23 protein-coding genes are annotated in these 22193 nt (G+C 72.3%); 6 read left to right on the plus strand and 17 right to left on the minus strand.

Going from position 1 to position 22193, the window contains the following annotated elements:
* Window positions 1-2: 2 nt before the first annotated feature.
* The 7 genes from mycP to eccD all read right to left on the minus strand — a co-directional run bounded on the left by mycP (window position 3) and on the right by eccD (window position 6975).
* Window positions 3-1319, minus strand: a complete 1317-nt coding sequence (mycP, locus tag ABWI07_RS18645) for a type VII secretion-associated serine protease mycosin (RefSeq protein ID WP_353819258.1) — start codon at window positions 1317-1319, stop codon at window positions 3-5.
* Between the two features lie 85 nt (window positions 1320-1404).
* Window positions 1405-2538: a magnesium and cobalt transport protein CorA gene (locus ABWI07_RS18650; protein ID WP_353819259.1), complete on the minus strand. Its 1134-nt coding sequence runs from the start codon at window positions 2536-2538 to the stop codon at window positions 1405-1407.
* A gap of 24 nt (window positions 2539-2562) precedes the next feature.
* Complete coding sequence (locus ABWI07_RS18655) at window positions 2563-3165, minus strand: hypothetical protein (protein ID WP_353819260.1); 603 nt, start codon at window positions 3163-3165, stop codon at window positions 2563-2565.
* Between the two features lie 105 nt (window positions 3166-3270).
* Entirely contained in the window at window positions 3271-3567 is a 297-nt protein-coding gene (locus tag ABWI07_RS18660) for a WXG100 family type VII secretion target (RefSeq protein WP_353819261.1), read from the minus strand.
* A gap of 46 nt (window positions 3568-3613) precedes the next feature.
* Window positions 3614-3901, minus strand: coding sequence for a WXG100 family type VII secretion target (locus ABWI07_RS18665; protein ID WP_149263105.1), 288 nt, complete (start codon window positions 3899-3901; stop codon window positions 3614-3616).
* Window positions 3902-4112: 211 nt separating this feature from the next.
* Complete coding sequence (eccB, locus tag ABWI07_RS18670) at window positions 4113-5567, minus strand: type VII secretion protein EccB (RefSeq protein ID WP_149263106.1); 1455 nt, start codon at window positions 5565-5567, stop codon at window positions 4113-4115.
* 7 nt (window positions 5568-5574) lie between these two features.
* A complete protein-coding gene (gene eccD, locus ABWI07_RS18675; protein ID WP_149263107.1) occupies window positions 5575-6975 on the minus strand; it encodes a type VII secretion integral membrane protein EccD in 1401 nt (466 codons plus the stop codon).
* 166 nt (window positions 6976-7141) lie between these two features.
* On the opposite strand from eccD, the gene eccCa reads away from it, so the two are divergent.
* Together eccCa and ABWI07_RS18685 are read left to right on the plus strand one after the other, a co-directional pair.
* Window positions 7142-11119, plus strand: coding sequence for a type VII secretion protein EccCa (eccCa, locus tag ABWI07_RS18680; protein ID WP_353819262.1), 3978 nt, complete (start codon window positions 7142-7144; stop codon window positions 11117-11119).
* A 103-nt stretch (window positions 11120-11222) separates the two neighbouring features.
* Window positions 11223-11969: a methyltransferase domain-containing protein gene (locus ABWI07_RS18685; RefSeq protein WP_353819263.1), complete on the plus strand. Its 747-nt coding sequence runs from the start codon at window positions 11223-11225 to the stop codon at window positions 11967-11969.
* Between the two features lie 11 nt (window positions 11970-11980).
* On the opposite strand, the gene ABWI07_RS18690 is transcribed toward ABWI07_RS18685, so the two are convergent.
* Window positions 11981-13285, minus strand: coding sequence for a S8 family peptidase (locus tag ABWI07_RS18690; protein WP_353819264.1), 1305 nt, complete (start codon window positions 13283-13285; stop codon window positions 11981-11983).
* Window positions 13286-13417: 132 nt separating this feature from the next.
* Between ABWI07_RS18690 and ABWI07_RS18695 the strand changes: the two genes are divergently transcribed.
* Genes ABWI07_RS18695 through ABWI07_RS18705 form a run of 3 tightly spaced genes read left to right on the plus strand, consistent with a single transcriptional unit; the run spans window position 13418 to window position 15209 of the window.
* The gene (locus ABWI07_RS18695; protein WP_353819265.1) at window positions 13418-14035 is read left to right on the plus strand and encodes a hypothetical protein; all 618 of its coding nucleotides are present in this window, start codon (window positions 13418-13420) and stop codon (window positions 14033-14035) included.
* A complete protein-coding gene (locus ABWI07_RS18700) occupies window positions 14032-14637 on the plus strand; it encodes a hypothetical protein (RefSeq protein ID WP_149263112.1) in 606 nt (201 codons plus the stop codon). Before ABWI07_RS18695 ends, ABWI07_RS18700 begins: the two co-directional genes overlap by 4 nt.
* Entirely contained in the window at window positions 14634-15209 is a 576-nt protein-coding gene (locus ABWI07_RS18705; protein WP_149263113.1) for a hypothetical protein, read from the plus strand. Before ABWI07_RS18700 ends, ABWI07_RS18705 begins: the two co-directional genes overlap by 4 nt.
* Here ABWI07_RS18705 and ABWI07_RS18710 read toward each other — a convergent pair.
* From ABWI07_RS18710 to ABWI07_RS18745, 8 genes are all read right to left on the minus strand, one after another.
* Window positions 15097-16398: a hypothetical protein gene (locus ABWI07_RS18710; protein ID WP_353819266.1), complete on the minus strand. Its 1302-nt coding sequence runs from the start codon at window positions 16396-16398 to the stop codon at window positions 15097-15099. The genes ABWI07_RS18705 and ABWI07_RS18710 overlap by 113 nt on opposite strands.
* Before the next feature lie 124 nt (window positions 16399-16522).
* Window positions 16523-16831, minus strand: a complete 309-nt coding sequence (locus tag ABWI07_RS18715; RefSeq protein ID WP_353819267.1) for a DUF1416 domain-containing protein — start codon at window positions 16829-16831, stop codon at window positions 16523-16525.
* Window positions 16832-16872: 41 nt separating this feature from the next.
* Window positions 16873-17712 (minus strand): sulfurtransferase, encoded by an 840-nt coding sequence (locus ABWI07_RS18720; protein ID WP_149263116.1) that lies wholly within the window; start codon window positions 17710-17712, stop codon window positions 16873-16875.
* Window positions 17709-18146: a DUF4395 domain-containing protein gene (locus tag ABWI07_RS18725; protein WP_149263117.1), complete on the minus strand. Its 438-nt coding sequence runs from the start codon at window positions 18144-18146 to the stop codon at window positions 17709-17711. Before ABWI07_RS18725 ends, ABWI07_RS18720 begins: the two co-directional genes overlap by 4 nt.
* Window positions 18147-18226: 80 nt before the next feature.
* Window positions 18227-18292, minus strand: a complete 66-nt coding sequence (locus tag ABWI07_RS18730; protein ID WP_353819285.1) for a putative leader peptide — start codon at window positions 18290-18292, stop codon at window positions 18227-18229.
* A 129-nt stretch (window positions 18293-18421) separates the two neighbouring features.
* Window positions 18422-18736, minus strand: coding sequence for a TlpA family protein disulfide reductase (locus ABWI07_RS18735; RefSeq protein WP_375708356.1), 315 nt, complete (start codon window positions 18734-18736; stop codon window positions 18422-18424).
* A gap of 183 nt (window positions 18737-18919) precedes the next feature.
* Entirely contained in the window at window positions 18920-19630 is a 711-nt protein-coding gene (locus ABWI07_RS18740; RefSeq protein WP_353819268.1) for an LmeA family phospholipid-binding protein, read from the minus strand.
* Window positions 19631-19812: 182 nt separating this feature from the next.
* Window positions 19813-20067: a MoaD/ThiS family protein gene (locus tag ABWI07_RS18745; RefSeq protein WP_149263120.1), complete on the minus strand. Its 255-nt coding sequence runs from the start codon at window positions 20065-20067 to the stop codon at window positions 19813-19815.
* Window positions 20068-20291: 224 nt separating this feature from the next.
* Between ABWI07_RS18745 and ABWI07_RS18750 the strand changes: the two genes are divergently transcribed.
* Window positions 20292-21008: a winged helix-turn-helix transcriptional regulator gene (locus tag ABWI07_RS18750; RefSeq protein ID WP_353819269.1), complete on the plus strand. Its 717-nt coding sequence runs from the start codon at window positions 20292-20294 to the stop codon at window positions 21006-21008.
* On the opposite strand, the gene ABWI07_RS18755 is transcribed toward ABWI07_RS18750, so the two are convergent.
* Complete coding sequence (locus tag ABWI07_RS18755) at window positions 20945-22192, minus strand: MFS transporter (RefSeq protein WP_353819270.1); 1248 nt, start codon at window positions 22190-22192, stop codon at window positions 20945-20947. The genes ABWI07_RS18750 and ABWI07_RS18755 overlap by 64 nt on opposite strands.
* Window position 22193 lies beyond the last annotated feature (1 nt).

Here is a 22193-nt window from a genome sequence, read left to right on the forward strand (position 1 = left end):
CGTCAGCGGCCGGGCGGCGGGTTCTGCGGTCCGCCGGCCGGCGGGCCCGCCGGGGGCCGCTGCTGCGGACCCGACTGGTAAGGCGAATGCTGCGGGCCGCCCTGGGGAGCGCCGAACGGCTGCGGCGGGCCCATGGGCCCCGGCATCGGCCCGGACGGCGCGGAGGGCTTCTTGCGCCCCCGCAGGACCAGGAACAGGACGCCGCCCACGACGATCAGCACGACCACGACGCCGACCACGATGAGGGTCGGGAAGCCGCCGGAGTCGTCCTTCTCGGCGGCCGTCTTCGTGGCCCCGGCCCCGGCCTTCTTGGCACCCGCGACCTTGTCGAGCCGCTCGTACACCGGGTTCGGCGCGCTGGACGGGACGTTCTGCTTGAGGGCGCGCGGGATGCTGATGACCCCGTAGCCGAGCAGATCGTCCTTACCGGGCGGGCCGAAGTCCTTCGCGGTCGCGGTGACCCGCTGGACGACCTGGCGCGCGGGCATCTGCGGGTAGTGGCTGCGCACGAGGGCGATGGCGCCGGAGGCCAGCGCGGACGCCTGGCTCGTCCCTTCACCGGCGTTGTAGGCGTGCCCTTCCTTGCCGAGGTACCCGACCTCCGTGCCCGGGGCGGCCACGGTGACGTAGGGCTGCCGCTGGGTCGACTTCCACGGCTTGCCGTCCTGGCCGAAGGCGCCGACGGCGACGACACCCGGGCAGGACGCCGGATAGTTGGGCTTGTTGCCGGCGTCGCCCGAGTTGCCGGCGGAGGCGACGATCACGACGTCCTTCTCGGCGGCGTACTTGACCGCATCGAGCAGCTGCGGCGGGCACTGGTTCGGGTAGATGTCGGCGGCTTCGCTGCTCTCGGAGATGTTGACGACCTTCGCACCGTGGTCGACGGCGAACCGTACGGCCTTGGCCATCGTCATGCCGCTCACGGAGGGGGCCGCGATAGGAAGGATCTTGGCCTCCGGGGCGACGCCCACGAAGCCGGTCCTGGTGCCCTGCGAGGCGATGAGGCTTGCCATGCCCGTGCCGTGGCCGTGGTTCTCGGTGTCGTTGTCCCGCCGTCCGTCCCCGCCCTGGCCCGTCAGATCGATGCCGGGGAGCACGACGGACCGCATGTCGGGCAGTTGCGCGTTGACGCCCGTGTCGATGACGGCGACCGTCACGCCCTTGCCCTTGGTGACGGGCCACACGTCCTGCTGGATGCCCCAGGAGTCGAACCACCACTGGTCCGCCCTGGGCCCCGGGGCGGCGTGCGCGGGGACGACGGGCGCCGCCGCCAGTCCGATCGCCGCCACCGCCGCCGCCGTCCGAAGCAGCCACCGCATCTGTCGCACACTCCCTAGTCCGCCGCGCCGGTGCGGGCGGACGTGGCCCGTGGCCCCGTCCGCCCGCATCACGTCCCGTTCGGGTTCAGCCGATCACCGGAGGAGCGGTGTCGTCGTCGGCTCCCCACACGTCCTCGTCCTCGGTGAGCCACGTGTTGCGCTCGCGCTCCTCGTCCTTGCCGCCCTGGGCGCCCTGCCCCATCGGCATGCCGCCCATGGGGCCGCGCATGCCCGCGCCGGCGCGGCCGGCTCCGCCGAGGCCGGCGCCGCCGCCGAAGGCGCCGCCGGGACCGCCCGCCGGGCCCGTGCCCGCGCCGCCGAAGCCGCCCGGGTCGGCACCGAAGCCGGGGCCGCCGCCCGGGCCGCCGCCAAGACCGGGGCCGCCGCCGGGGGGACCGCCGCCGGGCATGCCCGACAGATCGGTGCCCGTGTGGCCGCCGAACGGGCTGCTGCCCGGAACGCCGCCGGGCGGGTGGTACGGGCCCGTGTTGCCGGGCGGGTGGAACGGGCTGTTGGGGGTCCCACCCGGGTGGAACGGGCTGTTGTTACCGGAGGGCGGGTGGAACGGGCTCGCGGTGTCGGACTTCGGGAGGGGAACGCCACCGGGACCACCAGGCGGGCTCCCGGGGCCGCCGGGACCACCGGGTGGGCTCCCAGGGCCGCCGGGGCCGCCGGGGCTGCCCGGGGGCTTGTCGTGGACGTTGCCCCGCTGGTCCGCTGGGAGGTCCTTGGTGATCTTGAGCGGGTGGCCCTCGAAGGCCTCCCTCATCCGCGTGTTGTAGTTCTTCATCAACTCGCGGGCGCGCTCGTCGTCACTGTCGGTGTTGAAGTACCCGTCCTCCATCGTCTCGCCGGTCGTCTTGTACCAGTCGAGGATGCTGGTCTTGTACCAGTTGTAGAGCTGCGCGTTGTTGTGACTGTCGTCCGACAGCTTGCCCGACGTCTCGTACACCTGACCGAGCTGGTCGAGGGCCTCCTGGGCCACGTCGCCCTGCCAGTGCTTGACGATGCGCTTGGCGAAGTTGTTGCGCAGCTCGGCGGTCATCTCCGCGAGGACGTCGGCGGCGTCCTTGTACGCGGTCGACGCGTGGCCGACGGACTCGGGCTTGATGCTCTTGAGCTTGTTCTTGACGTCGTCGAAGTTCTCGTCGCCGAAGCTGTAGCTCCCGAACTCCATCCCGTCCCTGATCGGGTACGACTCGGGGTTCCGCTTACCCATGGGTCCCTCCTTCCAGGATGGCCGTCACTTGAGGTTCGGGTTGCCGTTGCCGGTCGGGTTGACGCCCTTGACCCGGGTGTTCGTGTTGTGGTGCGCGTTCTCGTACTGGTCCGCCGTCGCGTTGAGCTTGGTGATGACGCCGTTGTAGGCGCCCTCGATGGCGGAGATGTACTCCTGGAAGCCGCTCTTGCTGGAGTTCGCGACTTCCACGAACTTCTCCGAGCCCTTGGCCCCGCCGAGGTCGGCCGTGCTGATCTGGGTGGTGCCGACCTGGTTGAGCTTGCGCTTCCAGATGTCGAGCTTGTACTTCATGTCCTTCGCGAGCTGGCGGAGCTCAGCGGGATCGACGTCGTAGCCCTTCTCGGCCTTCATGTCCCACTTGCTGCGGTCGGGCTCCTGGCCGCGCGGGAGGGCGTTCTTCGGGTCGTCCCACTTACCGGCGTGGGCGCCCGCGCTGTACTCGTAGTACAGGTCGCGCTGGCGCCACTCCGGAAGGTCGTCCCACTCGTCCTGGGTCAGGCCGTGCACCGTGACGGTCTGGCCGGCGCTGTACTGGTTGGCCCCGACGGTTTCGGTGTACTCGACGTTCTTGAGCTGCTCGTCTGTCAGATGAAACTTGTCGCCCATCGCTCGCCCTCCTGGCGAATCATGTCCCTGCCCCCGGCACGACTACGCCGTGCAGACCCCCGGCCGAGGCCCTGCACGACGTAGACCAGGGCATGTGCCCCGGGGTCAGCCCGCCCAGATGTTCTGGTTGGCCCGCTCCGCACCGCTGTAGTTGCTGTGCGCGTCGCCGATGACGACACCGAGCTGGTTCAGGACCTGCCCGATGTGGGCCGCGGCGGAGTCCCACTGGCGCTTGGCGTCCCAGTAGGCGGCCTGGGCGCCGCCCTCCCACTGGGAGAGGTGCTGTTCGAGGTTCTTCTCGAGGTCGTCGAGCTCGTCGACGAGGGCGCGGTAGGCCAGCGTGAAGTCGGCCTGGGCCTGCTGCATCGCGCCGAAATTGGCCTTTGTGTAGCTGTCGCTCACGGGAGGAGTCCTTTGCGGTCGGAGGAATGACGGGAAAGGGAGCCGATCAGGTGCCGCCGTTGAGCAGCTGGTTGATCTTGTTCACCGCGTCCTGCTGCTCCTGCTCCGTGCTCTCGTACGTGATCTTCGTGTGCACGAGCTTCTGGTGCATGCCCTCGAGGGCGGTGCGCACCTTGTTCATCTCGGTCTGGAACTCGTTGAAGACACGGTCGAACGACACCGCGGCGTTACCGGCCCAGCCGGACATGAGCTGCGACTTGTGCCCTTCGAGCTGGCTCTGCAGGCCCTTGACGATGCCCGCGGAGTCCTCGATCCGCGTGGCGGCCTGCTGCATTGCTGCTCTGTCGGCTGCGGACGTGTTACCCACAGTGTCACCTCCGTTTGCGAATTCGGCTCGCGCGCCTCAGGAGAGTGGAGAGCGGCCCACCTCGCCGGGCTGGCCTGGGAGCACTCCTGACGACACGAAATGTCAGCGATCATAGGCGTTTCACGCCATCTATGTCGACGTTCTTGATGATCTAGCGGTTCGTGTGATCTGAGTCACCTCATGCCTTCGAGGTGGAGATCGGCTTGCGGGCGAGCGCCGGGTCGAGGGCGGGTCCCTGCGGGATGAGGTGGATGACGCTGGACGGGACGGGCGCCGCCTTCTTGGCGTCGTAGCCGAGCTTCTTGGCGATCTCCGCCGACGGCAGCGCGAACCGGATGCCCTGGTCGTTGACGAGCGACAGCGACCCCGAGCCGCCGCCGGAGCCGTCCCCGGAGCCGTCGCCGCCGGCGGGCACGAGGCTCATCAGCGCCGCGCCGCCGGGCGGCAGCACGATCTGGTCGATCGTGCCGGACGAGCCGGCGGTGCCGGAGCCGAGCACGCCCGCGGACGGCGCCGGAAGCGAGCCGCCCATCGTCAGCTGCGCCTTCGCGGAGCCGATCGGGAACACCGAGCACAGCGGCGTGGAGGTGTCCCAGGCGACGAACCTCGGAAGCGTCGGCGGCAGGTTGTTGTCGAGCAGCCGCGTCCCGGAGGCCCGCGCCTGCGCCGACGGGACGTCCGTCGGCAGCGGCCTGGCCTGCTCGCCCGGGTAGGCGGCGGCGGTCCTGACGTCCCGCAGCAGCAGCTGCGCCTGCGTCTCGTTGATCTGGGAGAGCCCGTCGGCGAGCATCACGTACCAGAGCGCCTGCCCGCCGGCGCCGGTCTCGGCCTTGAACACCTGCCCGACGCGGGCCGTCCCGCCGCGGGGGCCGGGGACCGCCTTGCCGCGGTCGGGGACGTCGGGCGAGCCGAAGTTGCCCGCGGCCGGGATCGCGTTCAGCCACGTCGCCGGGACCTCGACGGCGCCCGGGCCGCCGGTCAGCGCCGTCACCTGGTTCGCGGCGATCGTCAGCTGCATGCGGTGGTCCTTCCAGACCACCCACGGGACGCCGCCGGTCTGCACGACGACGGCCTCGCCCTCGCCCAGCCGGCGCCCGCCCACCTGCCGGCCGGCGGCCAGCGCGCTGATCTGCCGCTTCACGCCGGTCGGCCCGGCGGCCTCGCGGGTGCACACCGACCAGGGGCCGCGGATGAGCTGGGCGCTGTCCGGCAGCGAGTCGGGCGCGCCCTGGATGCCGATCATCGCGCCGCGCTCGAACTTCGCCAGCGACTTGCGCGACACCGTGCGCCGCTCGGGCGAGCTGTCGGAGTCGAGGGCCAGCAGCGCGGACGCGTAGTTCGCCACCGGGAACATCTTCTTGGTGTTGGCGTCGTAGATGTACTTGGTCCCGGTCTCTTTCTCGATGATGAGCTTGCCGGGTTCGTCCAGGCCCTTGGCGCCGCCCGGGGACAGGATCCCCCAGATGCCGAACACCGCGATGACGAGCAGCCCGACCATCACGCCCGCGAACGCGCCCACCGAAAGCCGCCGCATCGGCGACTCGGCGACGTCGGGTTCGCCCTGCAGCAGGGCCAGCCCGACCCGCTGCGTCATCAGGCGGTGCGCCTGGTAGAGATCCCGCCGGTTCTGCATCAGCCCGTCACCCGGCCAGCCCGCGCACGCGGGAGTAGACGTCCAGTACCGCGAGCGCGAGCGGGATCAGCGAGATCATCACGAGCATGTCGAGGATGTCGCCCCAGCGGCCCCAGACGGGGGTGGGGCGGTGGCCCGGCAGCCACAGCGTCACCGCGACGACGATCCCGGTGAGCACCAGCAGCGGGACGAGCGCCGCGGCGAGCGCGACCACCTGGCTCCCGTGCAGCGCCATCCCGATCGTCGTCAGCACCAGGCCGAACAGCCCGACCACGAGCATCCACGAGCGCTGCGAGACCCCGCGGAAGATGCGGGCCCGCAGCAGCAGCGACACCGACATCGTCGCGGACGTCGCCGGGCCGGCCCAGCCGTCCTCGCCGAACAGGAACAGCATCGCCCCCGCCGCGACCAGCGCGATCGAGGCGATGAGCCCGGTGGAGAACCGGTCGGCGGCCGCGGTGCGGGCGAGCACCTGCCGGCCGTCCACCGTCTCGGTGTCGCGGCGCAGGTCCTCGGCGCTGCTCGGGACGGGCGGCAGCGGCATCCGCGCCAGCTTGAACGACAGCGACGGGACGGCCGCGATGAACATCATCACCACCACCGCGGCGACGGCGGCGATGCCCGCGGCGGGCAGGCCGTCGAACGCGAACCCGACGCCCGCGCCGATCGCGCCGACGAACGCGGCGAACGCGACGCCGAGGAAGACCGGCAGCCCGTCGGCGATCGCGAACGCGGCGATGACGGCGGCGAGCGCGGTCAGCCCGAACCCTGCCAACAGGTGCGGGGCGCCGAGGTCGAGCAGTTCGAGGTTCTTGCGGGCGGGCGCCGCCAGCCCGGCGAGGAACGCGTACGGGAGCGCCGCGTAGCCGAGGATGACGCCGGCGCCGGAGTCGGCGACGGCCCGCGAGAGCACCGTCGCCATGATGAGGGTGACGAGCGCGACGAGCCCCGCGGCGACGGCCGGGACGATCCACGGCGGCCCGGACAGCGCGATCACGATCGCGCCCACGACCAGCGCGATCCCGCCGGCGCCGAGGCCGAAGGAGCGGGTCGTGGTGGGGCGCCACCGGTCGGTGCGCTCCCGGATCCCGGACGCGATGACGTCGGCGACGTCGTCGAAGGACATCTCCGGCAGCTGCGCCATCCGCGGCCGGAAGTACAGGATCTCCCCGTCCCGGACGCCGAGGGCGCTGGTGGTCTGCGAGGCGTCGAACGGGTCGCCGTCCAGCCGCTGCAGGACCCACCCGGAGTGGGCGAGCCCGGCGTCCGCCATGTCCTCGCCCGCGGCGCGCAGCAGCGTGGGGAGCATGTGCGCGAGCGGCACGTCGGCGGGCAGGGACACGTCGATGCGCCGTTTCGGCGCGACGATGGTGACCCTGCAGAGTTCGGTCGTGGCGGGCGAATTCACGGGAGCTCCCGTCTCCAGGTCAGATCAGGCGCGGATCCGATCGACGCGCAGCTTAGGATGTGACGTCCGCCTACGCTAAATCAACCACAAGCACCACATCACCCCCACGGGCCGGCCGTCCCCGCACCGGCCGCCCCGGCGTGAGAGCTCCCGGAGGAACGCCGAGGTGAGCACGATCCTCGTCAGGCGCAAGGAGCGCCGCAAACCACCGCCGGCCCCCAAGGGCGAGCTGCTGCTGGAGTCGCCTCCGGAGATCCCGGAGATGCAGAGCGGCGGCCTGCAGAACGTGCTCATGTACCTGCCGATGGCCGTCATGCCGGTCATGATGGGGCTGATGTTCCTGGGCGGCGGGACCAGGAGCCCGATGATGATGATCAGCAGCGGCGGCATGGCGCTGGCCATGGGCGGCATGATGCTCGGCCAGATCGGCCGCGGCTCGGGCGAGCGCAAGTTCAAGCTGAACGGTGCGCGCCGTGACTACTTCCGCTACCTGTCGCAGGTGCGGCGCAAGGTGCGGCGCGCGGCCGAGCAGCAGCGCGAGTCGCTGGAGTGGAACAGCCCGTCCCCCGACTCGCTGTGGTCGCTGGTGATGAGCGCGCGGATCTGGGAGCGGCGCCCCACCGACCCCGACTTCGGGAACGTGCGGATCGGCGCCGGGCCGCAGAAGCTCGCCGTCCAGCTGATCCCGCCGGAGACGCGCCCGATCGAGGACCTGGAGCCGATGACGGCGGGCGCGCTGCGCCGGTTCGTCCGGGCGCACTCGACGGTGCCGAACCTGCCGGTGGCGGTGTCGCTGCCGTCGTTCGCGCGCATCCTGCCGATGGGCGACATGGACGCGGTGCGCGCCATGGTCCGCGCGATGATCGCGCAGCTCACCGCGTTCCACTCGCCCGACGACATGCGGGTCAGCGTGTGTGCGTCGCCGGACGCGATGCCGCACTGGGACTGGATGAAGTGGCTGCCGCACACGATGCACCCCACGGTGACGGACGCGGCGGGACCGGTCCGGCTGATGGCGGGCAGCCTCGCCGAGCTGGAGCGGATGTTCGGCACCGAGGTGAAGGACCGGGCCCGGTTCACCCCCGGCCTCCAGCAGAGCGACCTGCCCTACCACGTGGTCATCGTGGACGGCGGCGCCGTCACCCCCGACTCGCAGATCGGCTCGGACGGCATCGAGGGCGTCTGCGTCATCGACCTGACCGGGCACGTCGCGCCGACCGCCGACAACACGATGCTGCGGCTGCGGGTCGCCCCCGACAAGATGGCGATGCTGCGCCGCGACCGCACCGGCAAGGACGTGCCGAACCTGCTCGGCCGGCCCGACCAGTTCAGCTACGTCCAGGCGGACGGCCTCGCGCGGCAGCTCGCCCCGCTGCGGGCCAGCGCCGCCGCCGGCCCCGAGCTGGACGCGCTGTCGGCCGCGACGACGCTGACGACGCTGCTCGGCGTCCCCGACCCGGCCAGGATCGACCCGCGGCAGGCGTGGCAGCCGCGGGCGCCGCGCAACCGGCTGCGGGTGCCGATCGGCCTGGACGCCGACGGCCGCCCGATCGAGCTGGACATCAAGGAGGCCGCCCAGGGCGGCTACGGCCCGCACGGCCTGTGCATCGGCGCGACCGGCTCCGGCAAGTCGGAGCTGCTGCGCACGCTGGTGCTCGGCCTCGCGATGACGCACTCGTCCGAGGTGCTGAACTTCGTCCTCGTCGACTTCAAGGGCGGCGCGACGTTCCTCGGCATGGACGGCCTCCAGCACGTCTCGGCCATCATCACGAACCTTGAGGACGAGCTCCCGCTCGTCGACCGCATGTACGACGCGCTGCACGGCGAGATGGTGCGGCGCCAGGAGTGGCTGCGCGCCGCCGGCAACTACGCCTCGCTGCGCGACTACGAGAAGGCCCGCGAGCAGGGCGCGCCGCTCAAGCCGATGCCGACCCTGTTCGTCGTGCTGGACGAGTTCTCCGAGCTGCTGTCCGCCAAGCCCGACTTCGCCGAGCTGTTCGTCATGATCGGACGGCTCGGGCGCTCGCTCGGCGTCCACCTGCTGCTCGCGTCGCAGCGGCTGGAGGAGGGCAAGCTGCGCGGGCTGGACACGCACCTGTCCTACCGGATCGGCCTGCGCACGTTCTCCTCGGCGGAGTCGCGGGTCGTGCTCGGCGTGCCCGACGCCTACGAGCTGCCGCAGGCGCCCGGCAACGGCTACCTGAAGATCGGCACCGAGACGATGACGCGGTTCCGCGCGGCCTACGTCTCGGGCCCGTACAAGCCGGAGGACGGCCGGGCGGACGAGTCGCCGCAGGGGCCGCGGCAGCTCGCGCAGATCGTCCCGTTCACGCCCGCGTACGTGCGGCCGCAGATGCAGGAGCAGGCGCAGCAGCAGCAGGGCCGCAAGGAGGACGAGGGCCCGCAGATCAGCCTGTTCGACCTCGTCGTCAAGCAGCTCGCCGGGCACGGCCCGAAGCCGCACGAGATCTGGCTGCCGCCGCTGGAGGATCCGTCCACCCTCGACCAGGTGCTGCCGAACCTCCAGCAGACGCCGGAGTTCGGCTTCACGACGGCCGGCTGGGACGGCCGGGGGCGGCTGCACGCCTTCGCGGGCATCGTGGACAAGCCGTTCGACCAGCGCCGCGACCCGATGTGGCTGGACCTGTCCGGCGCCGCCGGCCACATCGGCGTGGCGGGCAACCCGCAGTCCGGCAAGTCGACCCTGCTGCGCACCCTGATCACCTCGCTCGCGCTGATGCACACGCCGCAGGAGGTGCAGTTCTACTGCCTGGACTTCGGCGGCGGCGCGCTCGCCGCGCTGGCCGACCTGCCGCACGTCGGCGGCGTCGCGAGCCGCCTCGACCCCGACCGCGTCCGGCGCACGGTCGCGGAGGTGTCGGGGCTGCTGGAGTCGCGGGAGCGGTTCTTCACCGAGCGGGGCATCGACTCGATCGCCGCCTACCGGCGGATGCGGGCCGAGGGGCAGATCGCCGGGGACGGCTTCGGCGACGTGTTCCTCGTCGTCGACAACTGGCTGACCGTCCGGCAGGAGTTCGAGGCCGTCGAGGCGACGGTCACCGACCTCGCCGCGCGCGGCCTCGGCTACGGCATCCACGTCGTCGCCTCGACCAACAAGTGGTCGGAGTTCCGGCTGACGATCCGCGACCTGCTCACGACGAAGCTGGAGCTGAAGCTCGGCGACCCCTACGAGTCGGAGATGGACCGCAAGCTCGCCTCGAACGTCCCCGAGGGGCGTCCGGGCCGCGGCCTCACCCGCGAGGGCCTGCACTTCCTCGGCGCGCTGCCCCGCGTCGACGGCCGCGCCTCGGCGGGCGACCTCACCGACGGCGTCCGGCACCTGGTGCAGACGATCCAGGCCGGCTGGCAGGGCCGGCCGCCCGCGCCGCCGGTGCGGATGCTGCCGGACGTGCTGCCGGCCGCGTCGCTGCCCGCCGTCGCCGAGACCGGCAAGCGCATCCCGATCGGCATCGACGAGGACACGCTGTCCCCCGTCCTGCTGGACTTCGAGAACGACCCGCACTTCGTCGTCCTCGGCGACAACGAGTGCGGCAAGTCCAACCTGCTGCGGCTCATCGTCGAGTCGATCAAGGCCAGGTACACCACCGACGAGGCGCGGATCATCATGCTCGACTACCGCCGGGCACTGCTGGACTCCGCGGAGAGCGAGCACGTCATCGGGTTCGCGGCGTCCTCGACGGCCGCGGGCGGGCTGATGAAGGACGTCCACGGCGCCCTGGTCAACCGGCTCCCTCCGTCCGACCTGACGCCCGAGCAGCTGCGCAACCGGTCGTGGTGGAGCGGGTCGGAGCTGTTCCTGGTGGTGGACGACTACGACCTGGTCGCCACCCCGTCCGGCAACCCGCTCGCGCAGCTGGCCGAGCTGCTGCCGCAGGCCCGCGACATCGGCATGCACGTGATCCTGTCCCGCACCATGGGCGGGGCGGGCCGCGCGATGTTCGACCCGGTCCTGCAGCGGCTGAAGGACATGGCCAGCCCGGCGCTGATCATGTCCGGCAACAAGGACGAGGGCAACCTGTTCGACGTGCGGCCGAGCCCGCTGCCCCCGGGCCGCGGCACCCACGCCGACCGCCGCAGCGGCAAGCGCCTCATCCAGACGGCCTTCTACGGCCAGCAGCAGTAACCGGCGGGAACGCGGAACGCCCCGGGCCCACGAGCCCGGGGCGTTCCGCGTTCCGCGGTCCGGGCTTGACTTCAAGTCGGCTTGAAGTCGCAGCATGGGCGCCATGCCGACCCCGATCGAAGAACTCATCGCCCTGCTCGACGCCCACGACGCCAAGCCGGACGCCACGCGGCTGCGGGCCCGCTCCTACGAACTGCTCGACGTCGCTCCGGGCATGCCCGTGGCGGACGTCGGCTGCGGCACCGGACGCGCGGTCGCCGAGATGGCCGCGCTGGGCGCGCGGGCCGTCGGGGTCGACCTGAGCGAGAAGATGCTCGCGATGGCGCGCGACCGGTTCGCAGGCGGCGACTTCCGCCTCGGCGACGCGACGGCGCTGCCGTTCCGGGACGGCGAACTCGGCGGCTACCGGGCCGACAAGGTCCTGCACGCCCTTCCCGAACCCGCCGCGGCCGTCGCCGAGGCGTGGCGCGTCCTGTCCCCCGGCGGACGCGCCGTGCTGTGCGGCCAGGACTGGGACGCGTTCGTCGTGGACTCGGCCCACCCGGAACTCACCCGGACGATCGTGCACGCGCGCGCCGACCGGCTACCGTCCCCGCGGGCCGCCCGCCGGTACCGCAACCTGCTGCTGGACGCCGGCTTCCGCGACGCGGCCGTCGAGGTCCACACCGCCGTGCTCACCGATGAAGAGGCGCTGCCCGTACTGGCCAACCTCGTCGAGGCGTGCCGCACCGGCGGGGACATCACCGGCGAGGAGGCCGACGCGTGGCTCGCCGATCAGCGGGAGCGCGCCGCACGCGACCGGCTGTTCCTGGCCTTGCCGATGGTCCTGGCGTCCGCCGTCAAACCCTGACCCGTCCGGGGTCAGTCGCTCTCCTCGGCGGGGATGACCGCCCGGCCCGGGCGCCAGCCGCGCCGGCGGCCCATCGGGATGATCGCCCCGGCGAACGCGACGCACAGCGCGAGCGCGAGGGCGCCGCCCGCCACGGCCATCCCGATCGTGCGGGCCCGGTGGTCGACGGGCGCCGGCTTCGCGATCGGGACGGCGCCGCTCAGCGGGCGAGCCTGCACCGCGCCGGGCGAGGCGTTCGGATCGACCAGGGCCGACACGGCCTGGAGCGGGCTGATCATGCCGTGCCCGCTGCCCGAGCCGTTGCCGCCCTCCGCCGTGATGAGGATCCGGTTGATGACCTGCTGGTAGTTCAGCTTGGGGTGCCGGGCGCGGACGAGGGCGGCGACGCCGGCCGCGTAGGGGGCGCCGAAGCTCGTGCCCTGCAGGCCGCCGACGTAGCCCTTGCCGAGGGTCGAGATGACGTTCTGGCCGGGCGCCGAGACGTCGATGCGGGTCTTCTGGTTGGAGAACCCGGTGATGGTGCCCGCCTCGTCCACCGCGGCGACGGACAGGACGCCCTTGTAGCTCGCCGGGTAGGCGGCGCTCTCCTTGCCCCGCTGGTCCTGGGTGACGTTGCCCGCGGCGGCGACGATGAGCGCGTCGTGCTTCTGCGCGCCCTCGACGGCCCTGCGCAGCGCGGGCGTGTCCGGCGCTGCCGACGACACGTTGATGACCTTCGCGCCGTGGGCGACGGCCCAGTCGATGGCCTTCGGCAGGAGCGAGTTGTCCTGCGTGCTCTCGCCGCTGGCGAACTTGGCGTTCAGCAGCCTGACCTGCGGCGCGACGCCGACGAACGGGACGTTGCGGGCGCGCATGTCGGTCGCGGCGATGATGCCCGCGACCTCCGTGCCGTGCCCGAGGCAGTCGTCGGTGGTGCTGCCGGTCGCGTCGTAGCTCGCCGCGATCTTGCCCTTGAGCTGCGGATGGCTCGCGTTGACGCCGCTGTCGACGACGGCGACGGTCACGCCCCGGCCGCGGGTGATCGGCCAGGCCTGCTCGAAGTCCAGCCGCCGCTGCGCCCACGGCTCGACCGTGATCGCCGACGCGGGCTGCCCGATCTGCTCGTTGCACTTGGGCGCCGGGGCCTGCGTCGGAAGCCGCCGCGTCGGCTTCGGCTTGGTGGTGGCCTGCGGCTTCTTGGTGGCCGTCGGCTTCGCCGTGGTCGTCGGCGCCGCCTGGGGCCGGTCCGCCGGCGCCGCGGCGGCCGCCGGGGCGAACGCCAGAACGGACGTCAGGGCCAGGCTTGCGGTGCCCGCCGCGATTCGCCCTCCGCGCATTCCTCGTCTCTCCTGACGTGTGCGAACCACACGACTCTAAGGGATCAGCAGCGTACAGATCACGCCGTCCCGGACACGACCGGCGCGCTCCCGATCCCGTGCGTTGGGACCGGGCGCGTTACGATCTGGCGCGTGCTGCCCTCCGCACCGGCTCCCCCTCCCCCGGCAGGTCCCGCGCGCCGCGCGCCGCGGCCGCGATGGCTAGCGCCCGCCGCGGCCGCGGGAGTGGCGGCCATCCTGGTCCCGGTGCTGTGGGTGACGGGCGGGTTCAAGGAGACGCCCAAGCAGCCCGCCGCGAAGCCCGGCAAGCCTCTCGACCTGGGGTTGTTCGAGGTGACCGTCCACGACGCGCGGATCGGGCAGGTCGAGGGCGGCTTCGGCGCCGGCAGGGAGCGCCGCCTCATCGTGCGGCTGCGGGTGCTCAACAAGGGCCAGGAGACCGAGTCGCTCGGCATCGGCGGCCTGTCCGACGGCGTGGTCGCGCTCACCAAGGCCGGCAAGTGGCTGAAGCCCGACGACGTGGAGGGCGTCGCGGGCGGCTCGAAGACCGGCACGACGCAGCCGGGGCTGCCGGTCGAGGCGTCCGCGATGTGGAAGATGGGACCGGCCGACGCGCCCACCGAACTGACCGTGGGCCTGCGCAAGTGGGAGTACGAGCACGGGTTCACCGACGACGACTACAACTGGCTGGTCGACCCGAAGAGCGACGAGCTCGCGGGCCGCCTCACCCTCCCGGTGAGCCCGCGGTGAACGGCCGCGAGATCCTGCTGCGGGCGGGCGCCGGCGTCGGCGGGACGCTCCTGCTCGCCGGCGCGATGTGGCTGCACTCCGTCCGCCCCCAGGTGCGGGCCGCGGAGCTGGACCCGATCCGGACCGGCGGTGCGGTCGGCGAGGAGGTCGCGACCCGGTACTTCAGCGTCCGGGTCGAGCGGGTGGACGCGGCGCGGTCGCTGGAGCCGAGCCTCAGCCTCGGCAACCCGCCGCCGGTCGGGACGGACGGCGTCTACCTCGTCGTGCGGCTGCGGGCGACGAGCCGGGAGGAGCCGCTCCAGCTGTCCTCCGCCGTCCTGGAGACGCCCGGCGGCTACACGTTCCGGGAGGACCCGCGGACCGGGTCGGCCTCCGCGGGCGCGCAGCCGACGTTCGAGCCGATGATCTGGACGCCCGCGACGTTCCTGTTCGAGCTGCCGAGGAACCGGGTGGCGGGCGCGCACCTCGTCGTCGGGACCGGCGGTCTGCTGCCGCAGCTGTCCGCCGCGGCCGACATCGACCTCGGCCTCACCGCGGACCGCGCGGCGGCGCTGCTGCGCGGCGCCCCGGAGCGCTACAAGGTCAGGGCGGACGGCCCGTGACCGCCGCCGACACCCACCCCGACGGGATCCCGCTCCCCACCCCGTCCGACCGGTCCCGGTTGCGGCCGAGGGACCGGCGCGTCGTCCAGGCGATCGCACTCGTGTGCGCGATGTCGGCGTACCTCGTCGTGCACTGGGCGGACGACACCCGCACCGTCCGCAAGAACCTGGATCCGCCGGAGAAGGTCACCACCGTCGCGGAGGGACGGATCGGTGAGCTGGCCGGCGCGCGATGGAAGGTCTTCGGACGGCAGAAGGCCGCACCGCTGGGCAAGGCCCAGGGCGACGTGACGGAACTGCGGCTGCAGCTCGCCGTCCGCCCGTCCGACGCGGCGAGCGCCAAGGCGGTCGGCGCCTACGGCCTGGTCTACCGGTTCCGCGACGACGACGGCCGCGCGTGGTCGGCGACGGCGCTGCGGACGCGCGAGCCGGCGGCGGGCGTCGCCATGGCCGTGACCGTCAGGGGGACGGTGCCCCGCGCCATGGCGGACTCGCTGGAACTGGAGATCCGGGCGCCGAAGACGTCACGGAAGCCGGGGGCCCCGCAGGTTTCGCTGCGGTTCTCGCGCTGACCCGCGCCATCACCAGGTTGAACGCCGCCGCGAGCAGGCACACGCGCAGGATCTCGAACACCAGGCCCGTCCCATACCCGACGAACGGCAGCGCCCGCATCCACCACGTCACCTCGTGCGGACCGATCAGCTCGTAGACGACCCGGCGGGAGGCCTCCTCCGCCACGTCCAGGCCGGCGAACAGCAGGCAGAACACCGCGAACGGCATCAGTCCCGACCGGCGCACCAGCCGCAGCCCGTACCAGGCGGGCAGCCACATCTCACGGAACCCGCGGGTCAGCAGCTCCCGGGGGCTGCCCGAGCGGTCGATCCCGCCGGCGCGGGCCAGCCGCCGCGCCGTGCGGCTCCCGCCGAGCACGACCCGCTCGTCCCCCGCGTCCAGCCCGAGGACCACCCCGGCGATCACGAGCCAGATCAGCGCGCCGAGCACGGCGTCCTTGAACGGCGGCCACAGGTCGAGGACGGGTCCCGTCGCGCCGTCCACCCACGCCCACGCCTGCCGCGCGGTGAACCAGTCGACGCCCTCGCCGCGCAGATGGTCGATCGTGAAGATGCCGAACAGCGCGAAGTTGATCTCCAGGAACGCCACCAGCGCGCCGATCGCGCGGGGCAGCCGCTCCTCGAGCCGCCACTCCGCGAGCACCTTCAGCACGAACAGGCCCGCGGTGAGGCCGATCGCGAGGCCGAGGTGCCGCTCCATCGTCAGCAGCATCCCGGCGCCCTTGAGCTGCCCATCGAAACCGCCCTCGGCGAACCCGCGGCTCGCGGCCATGCCCGCGAACTCGCGGGCGTCCTCGCCCTGCTTGCCCCACGCCAGGTAGAAGATGACGAACGGAAGCGCGGCGCGGCCGATCGCGCCGAGCACCGACTCCTCGTTGCCCACCGCCCACGGCGTGAGGCCGCCGCCGGAGTCGCGGGCGGTGACCACGTCCAGGCCCTCCCGGACGCTGTGCACCATCAGCACCGTCACCGCCAGGGTGATCACCACCAGCAGGCCGACGGTGGTGATCGGCGCGACGTTCGCCGCGAGGCCCTTCATCGCGCCGAGCCGGTAGCCCGCGTACATCGCGCCGTAGCGCAGCAGCTCCCCCACGGTGAACCACAGGGCGAGCGGCAGGACGAACCGCCCCGCGAGCTTCAGCGTCGCCCAGGGGAGGACCAGCGGGGAACGCGCGGACAGAGCGGACATCGCGCCGATCGTAACGAACCCCGCCGTCCCGATGGGGGGACGACGGGGTTCGCGGACCCGGGCGCGGGTCGGACGGCACCGGTCGGCCGGCGCCGATCAGATCATGCCGATCAGATCATGCCGGTCAGATCGCGACCTCGAGGCCGGCGACCGTGCCGGTCTTCGCGGTGACGGCGGTGTCGACGCTCACGCCGCCGGCCGCCAGGACGCGGACCGTCCAGTCGCCGTCGGCGGCGAAGAACCGGAACACGCCCTCCTCGCCCGTCACCACCTCGGCGGTGAACTCGCCGGACGAGTCGAGCAGGCGGGCGTAGGCGCTCGACACCGGGACGCCGTCACGGGTGACGGTCCCCTGGATGACGGCCTCGTTGGTCAGGTCGACGGTCGCCGGAAGGTGCGCCGTCTGCTCGGGCGCTGCGCAGCCCTGGGTCATGGTTCCTCCAAGTGTGGTGCTGCCGGACTGTGCTGGCGGACTTACTTGCCTGCGCCGAGCTCGATCGGCACGCCGACGAGCGAGCCGTACTCGGTCCACGAGCCGTCGTAGTTCTTCACGTTCTCCAGACCCAGCAGCTCGCGCAGGGCGAACCACGTGTGCGAGGAGCGCTCGCCGATGCGGCAGTAGGCGATGGTGTCCTTGTTCAGGTCGACCCCGGCCTCGGTGTAGAGGGCGCGGAGCTCCTCGTCGGACTTGAAGGTGCCGTCGTCGTTGGCCGCCTTCGACCACGGGATGTTGGCCGCGGTCGGCACGTGGCCGGCGCGCTGCGACTGCTCCTGCGGCAGGTGCGCCGGGGCGAGCAGCTTGCCGCTGAACTCGTCCGGCGAGCGGACGTCGATCAGGTTCTGCTTGCCGATCGCGTCCACGACCTCGTCGCGGAAGGCGCGGATGGCCAGGTCCTGGTCCTTGGCCTTGTACTGGGTCGCGGGACGGGTCGGGACGTCGGTGACCAGCTCGCGGGAGTCGAGCTCCCACTTCTTGCGGCCGCCGTCGAGGAGCTTCACCTTGTCGTGGCCGTACAGCTTGAAGTACCAGTACGCGTACGCGGCGAACCAGTTGTTGTTGCCGCCGTACAGGATGACGAGGTCGTCGTTCGCGATGCCCTTGCTCGACAGCAGCTGCTCGAAGCCGGTCCTGTCCACGAAGTCGCGGCGGACCGGGTCCTGCAGCTCGGTCTTCCAGTCGATCTTCACGGCGCCACGGATGTGGCCCTTGTCATAGGCGGACACGTCCTCGTCGACCTCGACGAGCACGAGCCCGGGGTCGTCCAGGTGGGCCTCGACCCAGTCGGTGTCCACCAGGACGTCTGAGCGGCTCATGCGGGAACCTTCCCTTCGGAGCGGACTTTCGCGGTGATGCGGCGGATGAGCAGATACATCTCGCAGCCGAGGCAGAACCCGAACGCCGCGTTCAGGAACGCCGCCGCCAGCGCGAGGGCGGTGGCACCGATGCCGAGCCAGGTGGTCCCCGTCGCGTACCCGGCCGTGCCCACGAGGGCGAAGGCGAGCCCGACACCCTGCGCGAAGCGGGGCGCGGCCTCGTCCTCCAGTTCCCTGGGGGGAGCGAGCCGGGGACGGATGAGCACTCTGAACACCAGTCCGTACGGGGCGTACCGAAGGCCGAGGAAGGTCGCGATGGCGAACACGACGGCCTGAGCGGCGAGCAGTGCCCAGCTTCCGGTCACCAGCACGGCGATGAGGATGACCGTGGTGACGGACGCGACGAAGCGCTGCCCACGCGGATCAACCTGCATCGGGGTGCTCCTGGCGGAGTGGAAGCGTGCGTACGAGCTAGAAGACGAAGTTTGCTCGGGGGGCGGACGGGCTCGATGCCTCAGGCCATACGACAGAGCGAGGCGGCCACGCGGCAGAAGTCGACCGCGCGGCGCTTCGTGAGCATCTGCTCTGTCCAGTAACGCACGGACACGATGTTAAGCCGACAATCCACGGGCTGTCACATCCGTCTCGCCTTGCGAGACAGTGACATTCGTCTTAGCGCAGGTCATCCGGGCGCCGCTCACGTAGTGGATCATGTGATGGCCTCCCCGAGAGCGGCGATGACGTCGGGTTTGCGGGGGGCTCCGGCCGCGCGCCGGACGACGCGTCCGGTGGCGTCCAGGACGAGGACGGTCGGAGTGCGGACGACGTTCAGCCGCCGGACGAGGTCGAGATGCGCCTCGGCGTCGAGCTCGACATGGACGACGCCCTCCACCATCTGGCTCACCTCGCCGAGGACGCGGCGGGTGGCCCGGCACGGCGCGCAGAACGCGCTGGAGAACTGCAGCAGCGTGGCCTTCTCGCCGAGCTCGGCGCCCAGCTCGTCCGCGCCGACGGTCTCGCCCACCTCGCCGCCCCTCTCCCGCCGGGCGCGCAGCACGCCGTCACGGCGCCGCCTCACCAGGCCGAACACCGTGGCCGCGAGGAGGACGCACGCGGCGACCACTGCTCCGATCATCGCCCGTACAACCCCGCGCCCCCGCCGCTTCTTCCCGGCGTGGCGGGGATCACTCTCCCGGGGGGGCGGGGATCACTGCCCGGTGGGCGCCTGCAGGTCGTTCAGCCGGACGTTCTCGGCGGTCGCGGCCACGCGCAGCCCCTCCGGCGTGGGCTGGATCTGGCTGATCCGCGACCCGACGGGCAGGTCGGAGACCGGCACGGTCCAGGTGAGCTGCGGCTTCACCAGCGCCAGCGGGATCTGCGCCGCGCCGTTCGACCCCACCGACACGGGCGAGATCGCGATGCCCTTCGCGGTCGGCTTGACCTGCACGACAGCGGTGCCGGCCAACTGGACGCCGAGGACGTTGCCGGTCAGGTCGACCGACAGGTCGTCGCCCTTCGGCCCGATCCGCTTGACCTCCTTGGGCGCCCGCTTCTGGATCACGTCGTAGGGGACGACGGCCGAGGCGGTCGCGGTGCGCGCGGTGACGTCGGCGGCGCTGCCCTTGGTGACCTCCGACAGCGGCGCGTCCACGCCCCGCATGTCGACCTTGACGCCGGTGACGGTCACGCCCTGCTGCGTCCAGTCGCCGATGCCCACCTCGATGTGCTTGTACTCGCCGCCGACCGCCTGGGTCAGGAACGGGATGCCGTGGATCGTGACGTCCGGCCGCTCCTGCAGGTTGTACTGCGCGGCGACCTGCTCACCGATCTTGTCCTCCGCGACCCGGACCCCGATCCGGTCCGCGGCGACCAGCCCCGCGGCGACCAGGACCAGCAGGACCAGCAGTACTTTCCGCATGTCTCTCCTTCGGCCTGCGGCACGCGCCCGCCACACCTTAGTGAACGAACCGCCCGCAAGGGGTCGCACCGGAGGATGACCTCTGAGACCGAAAAATCACCCCGTTGTGAGATCAACCACCTTATGCGCACCCAGTCACTGACCGTGACGCCGACCACCCACCGTGACCTCCGGCGGTGAGCTCAACCGCCCGCGAAGGGCGGAAGCACCTCCACGACAGCGCCCTCCGGCAGGGCCACGGTCGCGTGCGGGCGGGTCCCGACCGGGTCCCCGTCGATGAGGAACGAACTCCTGCCCACGACCCGGGCGAACTCGTCGCCGCGCGCGTCCATGGCGGCGGCCAGCGCGTCCGCCAGCGTCACCGCGTCGTACGGCTCCTCATGGGTCCCCGCCGCCGCCTTGGCGGCCGCCCAGTACCGGATCGTTCCCTTGGCCATGGATACAGGCTCTCATCCCCCGCTGACACGGTCCGGCCAGGTCGCGCCATGGACGCCGGGGCCACCTCGGTTATGCTCAGGGGTGAGGGATCCGGGCGACGAGGCCATGGAGTTCATCCGAAAGGCCCTTCATGGTCACCTCGTCTTCGAGCCGCTGGCCGTGTGCCGGGGCTGGAGGGTGAGCCGCCTGGGTCCTACGTCTTTTTAGAGACGGGAGGCGGCATTTGAGCAGCTTGCTCTTGCTGACCAACGCGCTGGAACCCTCGGACGAGGTCCTGCCGGCGCTCGGACTTCTGCTGCACTCCGTGCGCGTCGCGCCCGCCGAGGCGTCCGCGCTCATCGACGCGCCACCGGCCGACGTCGTGCTGGTGGACGCCCGCCGCGAGCTGGTCCAGGCCAAGAGCCTGTGCCGCCTGCTGCGCACCACCGGACTCGACTGCCCGCTGCTCGCGATCGTCACCGAGGGAGGGCTCGCCGCGCTGAGCCCCGAATGGGGCCTGGACGACGTGCTGCTCCAGACCGCCGGCCCCGCCGAGGTCGAGGCCCGCCTCCGCCTCGCCGTCGGGCGCGCCGCCGCCGGAGCGGAGGCCGACGAGGTCCCGGGCGAGATCCGCAGCGGCGACCTCACGATCGACGAGGCCACCTACACGGCCCGGCTCCGCGGCCGCGTCCTCGACCTGACGTTCAAGGAGTTCGAGCTGCTGAAGTACCTGGCGCAGCACCCGGGCCGCGTCTTCACGCGCGCCCAACTCCTCCAGGAGGTCTGGGGCTACGACTACTTCGGCGGCACCCGCACCGTCGACGTGCACGTCCGCCGCCTGCGCGCCAAGCTCGGCGCCGAGTACGAGTCCCTGATCGGCACCGTCCGCAACGTCGGCTACCGCTTCGTCCCCGACCACCGCCCGGGCGACGCCGAGGAGAAGACTCCCGCCCGCGCCTGACCGTCCCGTGCCGCGCCGCCGAAGCCGCTGAGGCGGAGCAGCGGCGGAGTCAGGACGAGGAGGGCGACCGCGAGCGCCGCGACCGCGACCATGGCCCCGCGCAGCCCCACGGCGTCCGCCCACAGCCCGACGTAGACCGGCCCGGCGAGGAACCCGAGGTAGGACACGGTCGTGACGACCGAGGTCGCGCGCCCGCGGCGGTCCTCGTCGACGTTCCGCGCGACCAGGCGGAGCAGCGTCGGGAACAGCACGGCCGTCCCGGCGGCGGCCAGCGCGAGCCCGGCCCCGGCGACCGCCGGGGTGGGCGCGGCGGCGATGACGGCGGCCCCGCCCGCGGCCCCCGCCGCCCCCGCGAGAAGGACGCCGCGGACGGCGGTCAGCCCGCCCGCCGCGAACCGTGTGATCGCGACCGTCCCCGCGAAGACGGCGGGCGCGACGGCGCTCAGCCCACCGGCGTGGAACTCGTCGTGGAGGAAGACCGCGCTCCAGCTCTGGTGGGCGTTCTCGCTGGCGAACGCGAACGCCCCCAGCACCCCGACGAGCACCAACGGGACCGTCCGGCGCCGCCCGAGCGGCACCGCCGCCTCCTGCCGGACGACGTCCTCCTCAGGAGGCGCCCCGACCTGCCGAGACCGTGCCCCCGGCACGGCACCCGCCTTGAAGCCGACACTCGTCCCCGAACAGACAGCGGCCACGACAGCGAACGGAACGGCGATCGGCAGCGACGACACCAGCCCGGTCGCAAGGCTCGCCAGCACCACCAGACTGGAGAAGACACCGTGGGCACGGGTGATGACGGGCCTTCCGGCGGCCTTCTCGGCCCGCCCGGCGACCGCGTTGATGGCCACGTCGGCCGCCCCACTGGTAGCCCCCACCACGGCCAACCCGACGCAAAGGCTCGCCAGGTTCACAGCGGTGAACGCCACGAGGACTCCAGCGCCGCCGAGAGCGGCGAGGGCCGCGCCCGCGACTCCGGGCCCCCGGCGATCCAGCGCACGTCCGGCCAGGAGCATCGCCGGGAGGGCCCCCGCGCCCACGAACAGCAGCGCGAAGCCGAGCCCGCCGTCCCCGACGCCTGCCTGCTCCTGGAGCCGCGGCACCGAGGCGCCCCACACCCCCCAGAACGCTCCGAACATCCCGAAGCCCAGGTATGCCCGGAACGTCATCCGATTGCCGACACTCATT

Origin of the sequence: Actinomadura sp. NPDC000600, from assembly GCF_040492135.1 — a bacterium.
Classification (GTDB): domain Bacteria; phylum Actinomycetota; class Actinomycetes; order Streptosporangiales; family Streptosporangiaceae; genus Spirillospora.

Bases quoted from the DNA above. Each gene is read 5' to 3' on its own strand.
- mycP (WP_353819258.1), bottom strand. From the start codon at position 1,319: ATGCGGTGGCTGCTTCGGACGGCGGCGGCGGTGGCGGCGATCGGACTG.
- ABWI07_RS18650 (WP_353819259.1), bottom strand. From the start codon at position 2,538: ATGGGTAAGCGGAACCCCGAGTCGTACCCGATCAGGGACGGGATGGAG.
- ABWI07_RS18655 (WP_353819260.1), bottom strand. From the start codon at position 3,165: ATGGGCGACAAGTTTCATCTGACAGACGAGCAGCTCAAGAACGTCGAG.
- ABWI07_RS18665 (WP_149263105.1), bottom strand. From the start codon at position 3,901: ATGCAGCAGGCCGCCACGCGGATCGAGGACTCCGCGGGCATCGTCAAG.
- eccB (WP_149263106.1), bottom strand. From the start codon at position 5,567: ATGCAGAACCGGCGGGATCTCTACCAGGCGCACCGCCTGATGACGCAG.
- ABWI07_RS18685 (WP_353819263.1), top strand. From the start codon at position 11,223: ATGCCGACCCCGATCGAAGAACTCATCGCCCTGCTCGACGCCCACGAC.
- ABWI07_RS18690 (WP_353819264.1), bottom strand. From the start codon at position 13,285: ATGCGCGGAGGGCGAATCGCGGCGGGCACCGCAAGCCTGGCCCTGACG.
- ABWI07_RS18710 (WP_353819266.1), bottom strand. From the start codon at position 16,398: ATGTCCGCTCTGTCCGCGCGTTCCCCGCTGGTCCTCCCCTGGGCGACG.
- ABWI07_RS18715 (WP_353819267.1), bottom strand. From the start codon at position 16,831: ATGACCCAGGGCTGCGCAGCGCCCGAGCAGACGGCGCACCTTCCGGCG.
- ABWI07_RS18720 (WP_149263116.1), bottom strand. From the start codon at position 17,712: ATGAGCCGCTCAGACGTCCTGGTGGACACCGACTGGGTCGAGGCCCAC.
- ABWI07_RS18725 (WP_149263117.1), bottom strand. From the start codon at position 18,146: ATGCAGGTTGATCCGCGTGGGCAGCGCTTCGTCGCGTCCGTCACCACG.
- ABWI07_RS18740 (WP_353819268.1), bottom strand. From the start codon at position 19,630: ATGCGGAAAGTACTGCTGGTCCTGCTGGTCCTGGTCGCCGCGGGGCTG.
- ABWI07_RS18745 (WP_149263120.1), bottom strand. From the start codon at position 20,067: ATGGCCAAGGGAACGATCCGGTACTGGGCGGCCGCCAAGGCGGCGGCG.
- ABWI07_RS18755 (WP_353819270.1), bottom strand. From the start codon at position 22,192: ATGAGTGTCGGCAATCGGATGACGTTCCGGGCATACCTGGGCTTCGGG.